This is a genomic window from Rhizobium sp. SG741 (assembly GCF_012275435.1).
In the GTDB taxonomy this organism is placed as follows: Bacteria; Pseudomonadota; Alphaproteobacteria; order Rhizobiales; family Rhizobiaceae; genus Rhizobium; species Rhizobium lusitanum.
On sequence record NZ_JAAZQP010000001.1, the window covers coordinates 826,275 to 840,259 of the forward strand.

Annotated in this window: 11 protein-coding genes; 2 read left to right on the forward strand and 9 right to left on the reverse strand. The window is 61.1% G+C overall.

Translation table 11 applies throughout. The annotated features are described in order from the left end of the window. Positions 1-1,455 carry a ribosome biogenesis GTPase Der gene (der, locus tag FHT29_RS04250; RefSeq protein WP_051963373.1) on the forward strand — a complete coding sequence of 485 codons (1,455 nt, stop codon included), beginning with the start codon at positions 1-3 and terminating at the stop codon, positions 1,453-1,455. Between the two features lie 466 nt (positions 1,456-1,921). Here der and FHT29_RS04255 read toward each other — a convergent pair whose 3' ends face one another. The 8 genes from FHT29_RS04255 to FHT29_RS04290 all read right to left on the reverse strand — a co-directional run bounded on the left by FHT29_RS04255 (position 1,922) and on the right by FHT29_RS04290 (position 10,310). After that, positions 1,922-2,362, reverse strand: a complete 441-nt coding sequence (locus FHT29_RS04255; protein WP_037194841.1) for a MarR family transcriptional regulator — start codon at positions 2,360-2,362, stop codon at positions 1,922-1,924. Between the two features lie 247 nt (positions 2,363-2,609). Continuing rightward, positions 2,610-3,716 (reverse strand): glycosyltransferase family 1 protein, encoded by a 1,107-nt coding sequence (locus FHT29_RS04260; protein ID WP_047562950.1) that lies wholly within the window; start codon positions 3,714-3,716, stop codon positions 2,610-2,612. 124 nt (positions 3,717-3,840) lie between these two features. Beyond that, entirely contained in the window at positions 3,841-4,758 is a 918-nt protein-coding gene (locus FHT29_RS04265; RefSeq protein WP_131512298.1) for a sugar kinase, read from the reverse strand. Positions 4,759-4,852: 94 nt separating this feature from the next. Continuing rightward, positions 4,853-5,839, reverse strand: coding sequence for an oligopeptide/dipeptide ABC transporter ATP-binding protein (locus FHT29_RS04270; RefSeq protein WP_037194837.1), 987 nt, complete (start codon positions 5,837-5,839; stop codon positions 4,853-4,855). Continuing rightward, on the reverse strand, positions 5,832-6,827 hold the full coding sequence (locus FHT29_RS04275; RefSeq protein ID WP_047562598.1) for an ABC transporter ATP-binding protein: 996 nt from the start codon (positions 6,825-6,827) through the stop codon (positions 5,832-5,834). Before FHT29_RS04275 ends, FHT29_RS04270 begins: the two co-directional genes overlap by 8 nt. A 1-nt stretch (position 6,828) precedes the next feature. After that, positions 6,829-7,746: an ABC transporter permease subunit gene (locus tag FHT29_RS04280; RefSeq protein WP_034504004.1), complete on the reverse strand. Its 918-nt coding sequence runs from the start codon at positions 7,744-7,746 to the stop codon at positions 6,829-6,831. After that, positions 7,743-8,666, reverse strand: coding sequence for an ABC transporter permease subunit (locus FHT29_RS04285; protein ID WP_047562602.1), 924 nt, complete (start codon positions 8,664-8,666; stop codon positions 7,743-7,745). Before FHT29_RS04285 ends, FHT29_RS04280 begins: the two co-directional genes overlap by 4 nt. Before the next feature lie 63 nt (positions 8,667-8,729). Continuing rightward, a complete protein-coding gene (locus FHT29_RS04290; protein ID WP_092575785.1) occupies positions 8,730-10,310 on the reverse strand; it encodes a peptide ABC transporter substrate-binding protein in 1,581 nt (526 codons plus the stop codon). A gap of 292 nt (positions 10,311-10,602) precedes the next feature. On the opposite strand from FHT29_RS04290, the gene FHT29_RS04295 reads away from it, so the two are divergent. Continuing rightward, the gene (locus FHT29_RS04295) at positions 10,603-12,249 is read left to right on the forward strand and encodes an alpha-glucosidase family protein (protein WP_168599233.1); all 1,647 of its coding nucleotides are present in this window, start codon (positions 10,603-10,605) and stop codon (positions 12,247-12,249) included. Here FHT29_RS04295 and ade read toward each other — a convergent pair whose 3' ends face one another. Beyond that, complete coding sequence (gene ade / locus FHT29_RS04300; RefSeq protein WP_168599234.1) at positions 12,250-13,947, reverse strand: adenine deaminase; 1,698 nt, start codon at positions 13,945-13,947, stop codon at positions 12,250-12,252. It abuts the gene before it with no gap. Between the last annotated feature and the right edge of the window lie 38 nt (positions 13,948-13,985).

Consider the following 13,985-nt stretch of genomic DNA (forward strand, 5'->3'; position numbering starts at 1 on the left):
ATGAGTTTCACGGTCGCGATCGTCGGTCGCCCGAATGTCGGCAAGTCCACACTTTTCAACCGTCTGGTTGGCAAGAAGCTGGCGCTCGTCGACGATACGCCGGGCGTCACGCGTGACCGTCGTCCCGGCGATGCCAAGCTAATCGATCTTCGCTTCCGCATCGTCGACACCGCCGGTCTCGAAGAAGCCGACGAAGAGACGCTCGAAGGCCGCATGCGCGCCCAGACCGAGCAGGCGATCGATGAGGCCGACCTGACGCTGTTCGTCGTCGACGCCAAGATGGGCTTGACGCATGTCGACAAGACGCTGGCCGAAATGCTGCGCAAGCGCGGCCGGCCTGTCGTGCTCGTCGCCAACAAATCCGAAGCCCGCGGTTCCGACGGCGGCTTCTACGATGCCTACACGCTCGGCCTTGGCGAGCCTTGCCCAATCTCGGCCGAACACGGCCAGGGCATGATGGATCTTCGCGACGCGATCATCGACGCGATCGGCCATGAGCGCGCCTTTCCGGAGACGGACGACGAAGCGGAAACGAATGTCAGCATTCCCCGCCCGGCTGTCGGCGAGGATGGCGAGGAGATCGAAGAGGAACCCGTCTATGACGAGACGCGGCCGCTGCGCATTGCGATCGTCGGTCGCCCGAATGCCGGCAAGTCGACGCTGATCAATCGTTTCCTCGGCGAAGACCGGCTGCTGACCGGTCCGGAAGCCGGCATTACCCGCGATTCCATCTCCGTCGACTGGAGCTGGCGCGGTCGCACCGTAAAGATGTTCGACACCGCCGGCATGCGTCGCAAAGCCAGGGTCACTGAGAAGCTTGAAAAGCTCTCGGTTGCCGACGCGCTGCGCGCCATTCGCTTTGCCGAGACCGTGGTTATCGTCTTCGATGCGACCATCCCCTTCGAGAAGCAGGATCTACAGATCGTCGATCTCGTCATTCGCGAAGGCCGAGCCGCAGTCATCGCCTTCAACAAATGGGACATGATCGAGGATCGCCAGGCCGTGCTTGCCGATCTGCGTGAAAAGACCGACCGGCTGCTGCCGCAGGCGCGCGGCATCCGCGCCATACCGATTGCCGGTCAGACGGGCGACGGCCTGGATCGGTTGATGCAGGCGATCGTCGATACAGACAAGGTCTGGAACAAGCGCATAGCCACCGCCAAGCTCAATCGCTGGCTGGAGACACAGCAGGTTCAGCATCCGCCGCCGGCTGTTTCCGGACGGCGCATCAAGCTGAAGTACATGACGCAGGTGAAGGCGCGCCCGCCAGCCTTCATGATTTCCTGCACGCGCTCGGATGCGCTGCCGGAATCCTATGTGCGTTATCTGATCAATGGTCTGCGCGCGGATTTCGCCATGCCCGGCGTGCCGATCCGCATCCATTTCCGCACGTCGGAAAATCCTTTCGAAAACAAGAAGAACAATCCTTACGAAAGTAAGAGGAAGCGGTCCTGACACGCCTTGCCCGACCGCGTGATGGTCGAGGCACATCTAGGCGGTATTGACGAAGTTACATCAAGAGCCTGCCGCCCGGATGACCGAGGTATCCTCAAGGAATGATGACTTCTCCTTGTCCCGTCTACCTTTTCAGAAGTGGAGGGTTCGCCCCATCCGGCGACACGGTGATTTGCGTTGCGCCGCTGGAGTGTGTTGTCGCAGTTTACGGTGACGGAGGTGTTGTTGGCGAAGGCGGCCTATCTTCTGTCTTTGGTGGGGCGGCGGTCTTCAAGAACGATGCGTCTGGGGAATGCTTCGTCGGCGTATGGGGCGGACGCAACGCCTCACGTTTCCGCAGTGAACTTCGGGCTCATATGCAAATTGCTATTCTCAAGGAAGCGCCAGACGCCCGACTCGCTTTCTGGGGGGCGGAAAAAGAGCGCCCCCAGAGGCCTACGCGCAAGTGAAGGGACTGAACACCTAGTCAGGCTGCGTTCTTGTTCAGCGCCTCGCGCAATGTGGTGATCTCCGCCTTCAATCGCATCAGTTCATCCAGCGTCTTGTCAGAGGCGTCGAGAATGCAGGCGGGAATGCTCGCCGCCTTCTTCTCCAAGGCGACGCCTTCGCTGGTCAAATGGATCAGCACCTGACGTTCGTCTTCCTTACTGCGGATGCGCTGAATGAAGCCCGCCGCTTCCAGGCGCTTCAACAGTGGCGTCAGCGTGCTCGATTCGAGGAACAGCTTTTCGCCGATGCGGCCGACCGTCTGGCCATCCTCTTCCCACAGCGTCACCATGACGAGATATTGCGGGTAGGTGAGATTGAGCGCGTCGAGCATGGGTTTATAGAGCCGGTTCATGGCATGGTTCGCCGAATAGAGGGCGAAGCAGATGAAGGTGTCCAGTTTCAACGGGTCGTGCGCCATCTCTCATACTCCCTGGGGAATAGCATCTAAATCGTGCGATAAATAATCGTACATCTAAAAGCGCGCGACGGCTATGGATTTCTTGTGCTTTTCGGAAAACCAACCCGCGAGAGGTAAACTCTTGAGCACTTCGGCCGCCATTCGGACCCGACACGCTCATGCCCGCTGCCGCGCATATGCGCGCCGCCACCAATTATCTGGAGATGGGCTTGAAGAATTCAATATCGAGCCTGGCCGTGGCGCGGGCTCAATCCCTGCCCATCCTCATCCGGCCACGATGGTTGGCAATGCGGACGTTGCCGATGAATTGGGCGGTGGCGGCCTCCCAGGAATAGTTTAGCGCCACGGTACGCGCTGCTTCGCGTGAGCAGGACAGCGCGGCAAGGCAGGCTTTCGCCAGATCTGTATCCACCACGCCAGCCGGCTCGTTGCCGCCGAGAATGTCTGCCGGGCCAGTGACAGGGTAGGCGGCGACCGGAACGCCGCTCGCCAAAGCTTCCAGAATGGCATTGCCGAACGTATCGGTTTTCGACGGGAAGACGAAGACGTCGGCCTGAGAATAGGCATGCGCCAACTCCTCGCCGAACTTCGCGCCCAGAAAATGCACGTCCGGATAGAGCTTCTGCAGTTCCGCGCGCGCGGGTCCATCGCCGATGACCACTTTCGATCCCGGCAGATCAAGATCGAGGAAGGCCGGCAGGTTCTTTTCGAGAGCGACGCGACCGACGGTCATGAAGATCGGGCGGGGCAGGCCGAAGGGATTGTCTTCGAGCGGTTGCGGCCGAAAGAGCGTCGAATCGATGCCGCGGCTCCAGGGCAGCAGATTATGGATACCGCGCTGCTTGAGCTCGTTGGCGAGGCTCGGCGTTGCCACCATGCAGCCGAAACCGGCATTGTGAAACCATTTGACGAAGGCATAGAGCCAGCTTTGCGGTATCGGCAGGCGCGCCGAGACATATTCGGGAAAGCGGGTGTGATAGCTGGTCGAAAAAGGCATGCCGTTTCTGAGGCACCAGCGCCGTGCAGTGAGCCCGAGCGGACCTTCCGTGGCGATATGCACATAGGTCGGTCGGAGCGCTTCGATCCTGCTGGCGATCTTGCGATAGCTGGCAATCGAAAGCCGGATTTCCGGATAGGTCGGGCAGGGGATGTTGCGAAAGCCGTCCGGCGTGATCATCGACACTTCGACACCCATGCGCGTCAGTTCGCGATTGGTATTCTCGATCGAGCGGACGACGCCGTTTACCTGCGGATGCCAGGCATCGCTGACGATGAGCAGCCGCTCCGGCACAGCGACCGGCGTCGCTGCCTGATCCCATATGGTGTGATCGATGTCTGACAATCGCTGTAACATGCCCAAAACTGCCCATCCGCGCCGCATCCTCATGATGACGGTGCAAGCCGATTGCGGTGCTTCAAACATGATTCCCGCGCCCACCTTATTGTGGGGGGTGTCCATGATGGAAATATTACAGTGGTTATCTGGCGGTTTTCAGCTTCTTGGGCGAGACGAGGGCGCCGTATTCCTGAATGACCTTCGCGGCGATTTCGGCGGCGAAGGCGGCAGCGGCGAGCGGATCGCCATGCTGCAGGTAATGGGCGAGAAACGCGCCGTTGAAGCTGTCGCCGGCGCTGGTGGTATCGACGACCTTGTCGACCTCGACCGCAGGCACGAGCGTTTCATTGGCGTCGGTGCCGACGGTGGCGCCTTCGGGGCCGTTCTTGACGACGACCATGTCGGCTCCGTACTGCCGGTATCGACGGATGGTGCCCGCAATCGAGTCGTCGCCGAAATGCGCGGCTTCGTCATCGAAGCTCGGCATCACGACGGTGGAGGCGCGCGCGCCATCCGTGATCATGGTGTGCATGGCATCCAGGCTGGACCACAGGCGTGGGCGCAGGTTGGGGTCGAAGGCCACCGGCTTGCCGGCGGCCTTGGCGCGGCGGAGCTCAGCCAGCAGCGTATAGGCATCCTCGCGCGGCAGGATCGCCAGCGTAATGCCCGAAAAATATAGCACGTCCGACGCTTCTATCGCGGCGCGCAGCGCATCGCCGTCTGCCGCGAGAAGGCGGGCTGCCGAACTGTCGCGCCAATAGCTGAAGGAGCGTTCGCCATTCTTCAGGTTGATCATGTAGAGGCCCGGCGTCTTGCCGCGCAGGCGGCGGATATCCGCGGTGCCGATGCCGGCGCCGCGCATGAAGGCGACCATTTCGTCAGACATGGCGTCATCGCCGAGCGTGGTGAAATAATCGACGGACCAATCGGCAGGCAGGCAGACGCGAGCATACCAGGCGGTGTTGAAGGTGTCGCCAGCGAAACCCTTGCGCAAGTGTCCGTCCTCGGCCTGCGACAACTCCACCATGCATTCGCCGATCGATAGAAAACGCCCGCCCAAGACTTCCTCCTGCATTTTTGCCTTGCTGCTGAATACGCGCAAGCAGCCGCTTGGGCAAGGTGGACGGCGGCTGCCGCCGTCCACCTTTGAGGCCTTACGGCCGGTCCATGTGATAGCAGGCGGCCGTCTGGCCGGGGCGCACCTGCTCGGTCGGCGGCATCTTCGTGCGGCATATGTCCGTCGCTTTCCAGCAGCGTGGCGAGAAGACGCAGCCCGGCGGTGGATTGAGCGGCGAGGGCGGATCGCCCTGCAGGCGGATGCGCTCACGGCGACGCGCCAGCTTCGGATCCGGGATGGGTGCCGCCGAGAACAGCGCCTGTGTATAGGGATGGGCCGGATGGTCGAAGACTGTAGCGGCTTCGCCGGCTTCCACCACCTTTCCGAGATAGAGCACCAGCACGTCGTCCGAGATCAGGCGCACGACGGAAAGATCGTGGCTGATGAAGATCAGCGTCAGGCCGAACTCCTTGCGCAGACGGCGCAAGAGCGTGATGACCTGCCCCTGGATCGAAACGTCCAGCGCCGAGACCGGCTCGTCGCAGATGATCAGCTTCGGACGGGTGATGACGGCGCGGGCAATGCCGATGCGCTGAGCCTGGCCCCCCGAAAACTCATGCGGATAGCGGTTGATCATCTCGGGCACCAGGCCGACCGCCGCCATGATCTCGCGGACGCGATCCTGTCTTTGGGCTCTTGTCAGTTTCGGCTCGAACACGGTGAGCGGCTCGGCGATGATATCGCCGACCGTCATGCGCGGATCGAGCGAAGCGATCGGGTCCTGGAAGATGATCTGCATGTCGCGACGAGCGGCACGCATCTCCTCGTCAGTGAGATCGAGAAGATTGCCGCCTTGCCACATGATGCGGCCCTTCTGCGCCCGGATCAGCCGCAGGATGGAGCGGCCGAGCGTCGACTTGCCGCAGCCCGATTCGCCGACGATGCCGAGCGTGCGCCCAGTCTTCAGTTCGAAGCTGACATCGTTGACCGCCGTCAGGATCATCGGTGGCTTGAAGAAGGATTTCGACGGCAGTTCGAATTCGGTGGTCAGATGCTCGACCTTCAGAAGCGTTTGCTCAGCCATGGACGAAGCTCCGTTCCTGATTAGCCGAAAGGGGATGGAAGCAGGCCGCACAGCGCTGCGGCGCCAATTGATCGAGCGGCGGCGGCGCATCGATACAGTCGTCCTCCACATGGGCGCAACGCGGCGAGAAGGCACAGCCGCGCGGCAGGTGCATCAGGTTTGGCGGCCGGCCGGGGATGACGGCGAGATCGTCGACGTCCTGGTCAGGCCGCGGGATCGAGGCGTGAAGCGCCGCTGTGTAAGGATGGGCCGGGTTTTCGAACAGTTCGTCGACCGGCGCTTCCTCGACGATGCGGCCGGCATACATGACGGCAACACGGTCGGCCAGGCCGGCCACGACGCCGAGGTCATGGGTAATCATGACGAGCGCGGTGTGCATTTCGGCCGTCAACTCATTGAAAAGATCGAGAATCTGCGCCTGGATGGTAACGTCGAGCGCGGTTGTCGGCTCGTCGGCGATCAGAAGCTTCGGCTTGGTGAGCAGCGCCATGGCGATGACGATGCGCTGACGCATGCCGCCCGAAAGCTCGTGTGGATAAAGGTTGAAGCGGCGCGTCGGGTCGGGAATGCCGACACGTTTCAGCATGTCCAGCGCCGTAGTCGATGCCGCCCGTGCCGACAAGCCGCCGTGGACTTCCAACTGCTCAGTCAACTGCCGGGAGATGCGCAACGACGGATTGAGGGCCGTCATCGGGTCCTGGAAGACCATCGCCACATCCTTGCCGCGCACGTGATCGAGTTCACGCGGCTTCAGTTTCAGGATGTCCTTGCCGTCGAGCAGCGCCTGACCGCTGGTGCGGCCGTTCTTGGCGAGCAGGCCTATCAGGCCGAGAAAGGTCTGGCTCTTGCCGGAACCGGATTCGCCGACGACAGCGACGCGTTCGCCGCGGCCGATCTTCAGGTTCAGTTTCGAGACGGCGGCGACCTCGCCTTCCGGTGTGCGGAAGGTGATCGAGTAATCTTTGAGTTCAAGAAGCGTGTCTGTCATATCAGCGATCTTTCGGATCGAAAGCGTCGCGCAGACCATCGCCGATGAAGAGCAGGCTCATCAGCAGCGCGACCAGGAAGCCGGCGGGGAAAAACAGTATCCAGGGCGTCGTTTCCATGCCGGCCGAGCCCTCGGCGATCAGCGTGCCGAGCGATGTCAGCGGTTCCTGCACGCCGAAGCCGAGATAGGACAGGAAGCTTTCCGTGGCGATGATCTCCGGAATGGTGAGCGTCGCGTAGATGACGACCGGACCGACGAGGTTCGGGACGATGTGCTTGAGGATGATCTTGAACGACCGCTGGCCCGAGGCGCGGGCGGCTTCAATGAATTCCCGCTGCTTGATGGATAGTGTCTGGCCGCGCACGATGCGGGCCATGGTCAGCCATTCGAGCGCGCCGATTGCCGCGAACAGCAGATAGACGTTGCGGCCGAAGATCACCATCAGCAGGATGACGAAGAGGACATAGGGCAGCGCGTACATGATATCGACGAATCGCATCATGATGGCATCGACGCGACCGCCGAAATAGCCGGAAACGGCGCCGTAAAGCACGCCGATGAGCACCGAGACGAGGGTTGCCACGAGGGCGACGGTCAACGAAACGCGCGTGCCGTAGAGCGTGCGCGCCAGCAGGTCGCGGCCATTGCCATCCGTGCCGAAATAGTGGCCGGCGGCGAAATCCGGGGGACCTCGGAAGGAGGTCCAGTCCGGATCCTCGTAGTTGAAGGGAAGGAAGCTCGGGCCGAAAATGGCGATGAGGACCAGCAGCGCCAGCACGATCAGCGACAGTGCCGCCGCCTTGTTGCGCAGCAGGCGACGCATCGCATCGCCGCTGAGGGAGCGCCCCTTGGGCGCGAGCCCTTCTGCCGAAAGCAGTTCCGCTTCCAACAGTTCTCTCTTGGCTGAATTGAGGATCATCGCATTCTCACTTTCGGATCGAGCCAGGCATAGGCGATGTCGACCAGCAGATTGAGGACCACGATCAGGACCATGTAGAAAATGACCGTGCCGAGGACCATGCCGTAATCACGATTAAGCGCCGCGCCGACGAAGTAGCGGCCGACACCGGGAAGGCCGAAGATGCTTTCCACGACCAACGAACCGGTGAGGAGATAACTTGCCGCCGGCCCGAGATAGGAGACGACGGGCATCATCGCCGGTTTCAATGCATGGCGCATCACGGTGAGCCTGGGGCCGATACCCTTGGCCTTGGCGGTGCGGATGAAATTCTGGCTCATCACCTCGATCATCGAGCCGCGCATCAGGCGGGAGATGCGCGCCGCGTGCGGCAGGGTCAGAACGATGATGGGAAGGACCAGGAACCGGACCGAACCATCGCCCCAGCCGCCGACGGGCAGCCAGCCGAGTTCGTTGCCGAAGACAAGCTGGAGGATCGGGGCAATGAGGAAGCTCGGCATGACCAAGCCGATAAGCAGGCCTCCGCCCAGCCAGTAGTCGGCGCTGCGGTTCTGATACAGCGCCCCAAGACAGCCGATGAAAACGCCGATGATGGTGGCGAGCACGAAGGCGGAGCCGCCGATCGTCAGCGTATAGGGAAAGCCCGACATGATTTGCTGGGTAACGGTGAAATCCTGATTGGCGAAGGAGGGGCCGAGGTCGCCCTTCATCACGTCGCCGACATAGATCAGGTATTGCTCGACCAGCGGCTTATCCAGATTGTAGTGGGCCGCGAGGTTGGCTTTGACTTCCGGCGGCAATGGCCGTTCGCCATCGAAGGGGCCGCCGGGAGCGAGGCGCAGAATGAAAAAGCACACTGTCACGGCAATCCACAGTACGGGGATTGTCGACAGCAGACGACGGAGAGCGTAGCGAAACATGGGTGCGTTGAGGCCCCGCCCGGCAAGAGCGGGCAGGGCCTTTTCCTATCTATTCTTTGGGACCTATTCTTTGACGGACAGCCAGCGCGTGCGGTGAATGTCCTGAATATTGTCGACGAAGCCCTGCACCTTCGGGGCGACGATGTTCTGCGAAACGTAGTAGTAGATCGGGATCGCGGCGCTATCGTCGAGGGCGAGCTGCTCGGCCTTCTTATAGATCTCGGCGCGCTTCTTCAGATCGATCTCTTCGTTGCCCTGCTTGATCAGAGCGTCGTAGTCCGGATTGCTCCAGCGGCCATAGTTCATTTCGACGCCGGTCGACAGCAGGTTCAGGAAGTTGATCGGATCGTTGTAGTCGGCGAGCCAGCCGGCACGGCCGATTTCCACCTGGCCACGCTGCATTTCATCGTAATGCACCTTGGTTTCGGTGTTGTAGAGCTCGATATCGACGCCGAGCGGCTTCCACATGGCGGCGATCGCCACGGCGATGCGCTTGTGGTTGTCGTTGGTGTTGTAGCGCAGCTGCGCCTTCAGCGGATGGTCAGGACCGAAGCCTGCTTCCTTCAACAGCTTCTTGGCCTCTTCGACCTTCTGCTTGTAAGGCTCGTCCTTCCAGCTGACATAGGCCGGCTCGCCGTAATTGGCCGTGCCCGGCGGTACCCAGGAATACATCGGCAGTTCGCCGGTGCCCAGAATCTTCGGGCCGATGACCTCGCGGTTGACGGCCATCGAGAGGGCCTGGCGGACGCGCTTGTCGTTGAAGGGCGGCTTGGTGGCGTTCAGGACGTAATAGTAGGTGCCGAGGAACGGAACCACATGCGCCTGGCCCGGAAGGTTCTTCTGGATCCACTCATACTGATCGGCGGGGAACGAGGTCAGAATATCGAATTCGCCGGCGCGATAGCGCTTGAGTGCGGCAGACTGATCTTCCAGCGTATAGAAGTTCACCTTGTCGATCTTCACGTCCTTGGCGTCATAGTACTGGTCGTTCTTGACGTTGCTGACATGCGAGCCGGGCACCCATTCGACCGGTTTGTAAGGGCCGTTGGTGACAATGTTTTCGACCTTGACCCAGCTATCGCCCTTCGCTTCGACGACATGCTTCGGCAGCGGATAGGCCGTGTAATGCATCAAGGCGTTGAGGAAGTAAGGGGTCGGGTTCTCGAGCGTGATTTCCAGCGTCTTGTCGTCGATCGCCTTGACGCCGAGCTGGGTCAGATCCTTGATCTCGCCCTTGTTGATCTTTTCCGCGTTCTTGATCGTGTATTGCAGGTAGGCGTATTGGGCGGCGGTCTTCGGGTCCATCAGACGCTGGAAAGCAAAGACGAAGTCCTGAGCGGTGACAGGCGTGCCGTCGGACCACTTGATGCCGTCGCGTAACTTGAAGGTATAGACCTTCTGGTCGGCGGAAATGGTCCAGCTCGCGGCCTGGCCGGGAATGGGGTTGTCCTTGGGATCTTCGGTCACCAAGCCTTCGAAAATATCGCCGTCGATACGGTTTTCCCAGTCGCCCGAAATTTTTTGCGGATCGAGCGACGTGGGGTCGCCGCCGTTGTGGATATTGAGGGTCGCGGCATGAGCGGAGAGGCTCAATATCGTGCTGACGAACGCCGTCGCGATAAATCTTCTGGCCAAATGAGACATATGTTTTCCCACCTTTCTGGAGTTATTGTCCTTGTTTTACAAGGATATTTTTGATCCCGCAGGTGACCCGTACGTGCAGGTCAATGTCGGAAGTTATCCAAAGCGGCGTCGCATTCAAGCCCCAAAAAGACGCACAGGCTTTGCGTGTGGGCATCCATGTTGATAATTCGCTAAAATTGATGCTGCGAATTTATGCTTCCGGCCTCGGGTTCGCGCCTCCGCCCGATTGCGGCTTGCCGCCTGCGGCCGAGTATGCAAATTGAAAGACCGTGTGCGATATCGAGGCGGTTGGATGAAATCGACAAGGAAGGCGGCGGGAGCCGACTGGTGGCGCGGCGCCGTGATCTATCAGGTCTACCCGCGATCGTTTCAGGATACGGATGCCAACGGGCTTGGCGACATCAAGGGGATCACCCGCCGCCTGCCTCATATTGCCGCACTCGGGGTCGATGCGATCTGGCTGGCACCGTTCTTCACCTCGCCGATGGCGGATATGGGCTACGATGTCGCCGACTATTGCGACGTCGATCCGATTTTCGGCACGCTTGACGATTTCGACGAGATGATGGCGGCAGCGCATGCGCTGGGGCTCAAGGTCATCATCGATCAGGTCATCTCGCATACGTCGGACCGGCATCCCTGGTTCGTGGAAAGCCGGGCAAGCCGCGACAATCCCAAGGCGGATTGGTATGTGTGGGCCGATCCGAAACCGGATGGCACGGCGCCGAACAACTGGCTTTCGATCTTCGGTGGGCCAGGCTGGGAATGGGACGGCGTGCGCCGGCAATATTACCAGCACAACTTCCTGACCTCGCAACCGGACCTGAACTTCCATAATCCCGAAGTTCAGGACGCGGTGCTGGCGGCCGTGAAATTCTGGCTCGACCGCGGCGTCGACGGCTTCCGCCTGGATACGGTCAATTACTATTTCTGCGACAAGGAGCTGCGCGACAATCCGCCGGCGCTCGTTGCAACGGGTGGCCTGGACGCGCCGGAGAGCAATCCCTACGGCATGCAGAACCATCTCTATGACAAGACCCGGCCGGAGAATATCGGCTTCCTGAAGCGGTTCCGTGCGCTGCTCGATCAATATGAGGATCGCGCGACGGTCGGCGAGGTGGGCGATGGCGCCCGTTCGCTGCAGACGGTGGCCGCCTATACCAGCGGCGGCGACAAGCTGCACATGTGCTATACGTTCGACCTGCTGGGGCCGGATTTTACCCCCGCGCATTTCCGCCGTTGCGTCGGCGATTTTCAGGATAACGTCGTCGACGGCTGGGTCTGCTGGGCCTTTTCCAATCACGATGTGCAGCGCCATGTCAGCCGCTTCGCGCTGACGGAGGAAGAGCAGCCGCGCGTCGCCAAGCTGGCGATTTCGCTGCTCTCGACGCTGCGCGGCTCGATCTGCCTGTATCAGGGGGAAGAGTTGGGTCTGCCGGAGGCGGAGCTTGCCTTCGAGGATCTGCGCGATCCCTATGGCATTCGCTTCTGGCCGGCCTTCAAGGGGCGTGACGGATGCCGCACGCCGATGCCCTGGGAAGCGAGCCGTGCCCATGCCGGGTTTACGACCGCCGAGAAATCCTGGCTGCCGGTGCCTTACCAGCATGCGTCCCTTGCCGTGGACAAGCAGGAGGCGGACGAGGATTCCGTGCTGCATCACTATCGGCAGACACTGGCCTTCCGGAGGGAATATGCCGCCTTGCGCGACGGCGATATGACCTTCCTCGACACTGAGGAAGATGTTCTCGCCTTCACGCGCTCGAAGGATGGCGAGACGCTGCTTTTCGTCTTCAATCTGTCCCGCAAGCCGGTGAAGGTCGCCGTGCCGGAGGGCATCAAGCTGGCAAAGACCATTGCCATGCCGGGTTTCGAGACCGCCGACGCAGGGGCGACGGTGACGCTCTCAGCGCTTGACGTCTATTGCGGCCAACTCGCCTGATCAGCCGATCAGCATGAACTTGTCGACATCGACCAGACCTTTATCCGATATCTTCAGGTGCGGGATGACGGGCAGGGGCAGGAAGGCGAGCTGCAGGAAGGGCTCTTCCAGCGTCGCGCCGAGGGCGTAGGCCGCTTGGCGCAAGTGGTGGAGCGTGTCGCGGACGCTTTCATAGGGTTCGAGGCTCATGAGGCCGGCGATGGGCAGGGCGATCTCCCCGGTGACGACACCGTTCTCGACGACCACGAAGCCGCCGTTGATATCGCTGAGGCGATTGGCGGCGAGCGCCATGTCATCCTCGTCGACGCCGACGACGCAGATATTGTGGCTGTCATGACCGACTGTGGAGGCGATCGCGCCCTTCTTCAACCCAAAGCCCTGAACGAAGCCGTTGGCATGATTGCCGTTCTTGCCGTGCCGTTCGATGACAGCGACCTTGATGATATCATTGCCGAGGTCGATATCGGTCTGGTTGCCCTTGGCGGGCAGGCGATAGCGGCGATGTTCGGTGATGATCTTGCCGGGGGTGACGCCGATGACGGAGCTTTCGCCCTCGCTGACCGGCACACCGAAGTCGGCAGCGTTGATCGGGCGGGCCTTGACACTGTCGAGGCCGACGGGAGCGATGAGCTTGCGGGCGGCGAAGAGCTCGGCCGCGACGCGGCGGCCGGCGGAGAAGACGGTCTCAGCCTTGCAATTCTCAAGGCTGTCGATAACGACGAGATCGGCGCGCCAGCCGGGCGCCACCAGACCGCGGTCCCGCAGGCCGAAAGCACGCGCCGCCGAAATCGAAGCGGCGCGATAGATGGCCAGCGGCTCGACGCCATGTGCGATCGCGGTGCGGATCATGTAATCCAGATGGCCTTGCTCGGCGATATCAAGGGGATTGCGATCGTCGGTGCAGAGCGCGAGATGGGGCGACAGGCGCTCGGTGATGATAGGCATCAGCGCATGCAGGTCCTTGGAGACCGAACCTTCGCGCACAAGCACCTGCATGCCCTTGCGGATCTTCTCCAGCGCCTCCTCGGCAGTGGTCGATTCATGCTCCGTGCGGATGCCGGCAGCGAGGTAGCCGTTGAGATCATTGCCGCGCAGCAACGGCGCATGGCCGTCGATATGGCCGCCCTGGAAGGCCTCAAGCTTCGCCATGCAGATGGGATCCTTGTGGATCACGCCGGGGAAATTCATGAACTCGGCAAGGCCGATCACCTTCGGGTGGTCGCGGAAGGGCAGCAGCTTTTCGATCGGCAGATCGGCGCCGGAGGTTTCCAGATGCGTCGCCGGTACACAGGAGGAAAGCTGGACGCGGATATCCATGATGGTTTCAAGCGAACTGTCCAGGAAATACTGGATGCCCTCGGTGCCGAGCACATTGGCGATTTCATGGGGATCGCAAATGACCGTCGTCACGCCATAAGGCAGGACGCAGCGATCGAATTCATGCGGGGTCACCAGCGAGGATTCGATATGGAGATGCGTATCGATGAAACCAGGGACGACGATACGGCCCGATATGTCGATCTCTTCGCGCCCCTGATAATCGCCGCAGGTGCCGACGATGCGGTCGCCGCAAATGGCGATATCAGAGGCAACAAGCTCTCCCGTCACCAGATCGAAAAACCGCCCGCCCTTCAGCACGATATCCGCCGGCTCTCGGCCCACACCCTGGTCGATATAGCGTTCGAGTTTGGTGGTCATGTTCATTCCTCGCATATGGATCGCCCCTCATACCCAAC

Coding starts and splice junctions, on each gene's coding strand:
- der (WP_051963373.1), top strand. CDS start 1: ATGAGTTTCACGGTCGCGATCGTCGGTCGCCCGAATGTCGGCAAGTCC.
- FHT29_RS04255 (WP_037194841.1), bottom strand. CDS start 2,362: ATGGCGCACGACCCGTTGAAACTGGACACCTTCATCTGCTTCGCCCTC.
- FHT29_RS04260 (WP_047562950.1), bottom strand. CDS start 3,716: ATGTTACAGCGATTGTCAGACATCGATCACACCATATGGGATCAGGCA.
- FHT29_RS04270 (WP_037194837.1), bottom strand. CDS start 5,839: ATGGCTGAGCAAACGCTTCTGAAGGTCGAGCATCTGACCACCGAATTC.
- FHT29_RS04275 (WP_047562598.1), bottom strand. CDS start 6,827: ATGACAGACACGCTTCTTGAACTCAAAGATTACTCGATCACCTTCCGC.
- FHT29_RS04280 (WP_034504004.1), bottom strand. CDS start 7,746: ATGATCCTCAATTCAGCCAAGAGAGAACTGTTGGAAGCGGAACTGCTT.
- FHT29_RS04285 (WP_047562602.1), bottom strand. CDS start 8,666: ATGTTTCGCTACGCTCTCCGTCGTCTGCTGTCGACAATCCCCGTACTG.
- FHT29_RS04290 (WP_092575785.1), bottom strand. CDS start 10,310: ATGTCTCATTTGGCCAGAAGATTTATCGCGACGGCGTTCGTCAGCACG.
- FHT29_RS04295 (WP_168599233.1), top strand. CDS start 10,603: ATGAAATCGACAAGGAAGGCGGCGGGAGCCGACTGGTGGCGCGGCGCC.
- ade (WP_168599234.1), bottom strand. CDS start 13,947: ATGACCACCAAACTCGAACGCTATATCGACCAGGGTGTGGGCCGAGAG.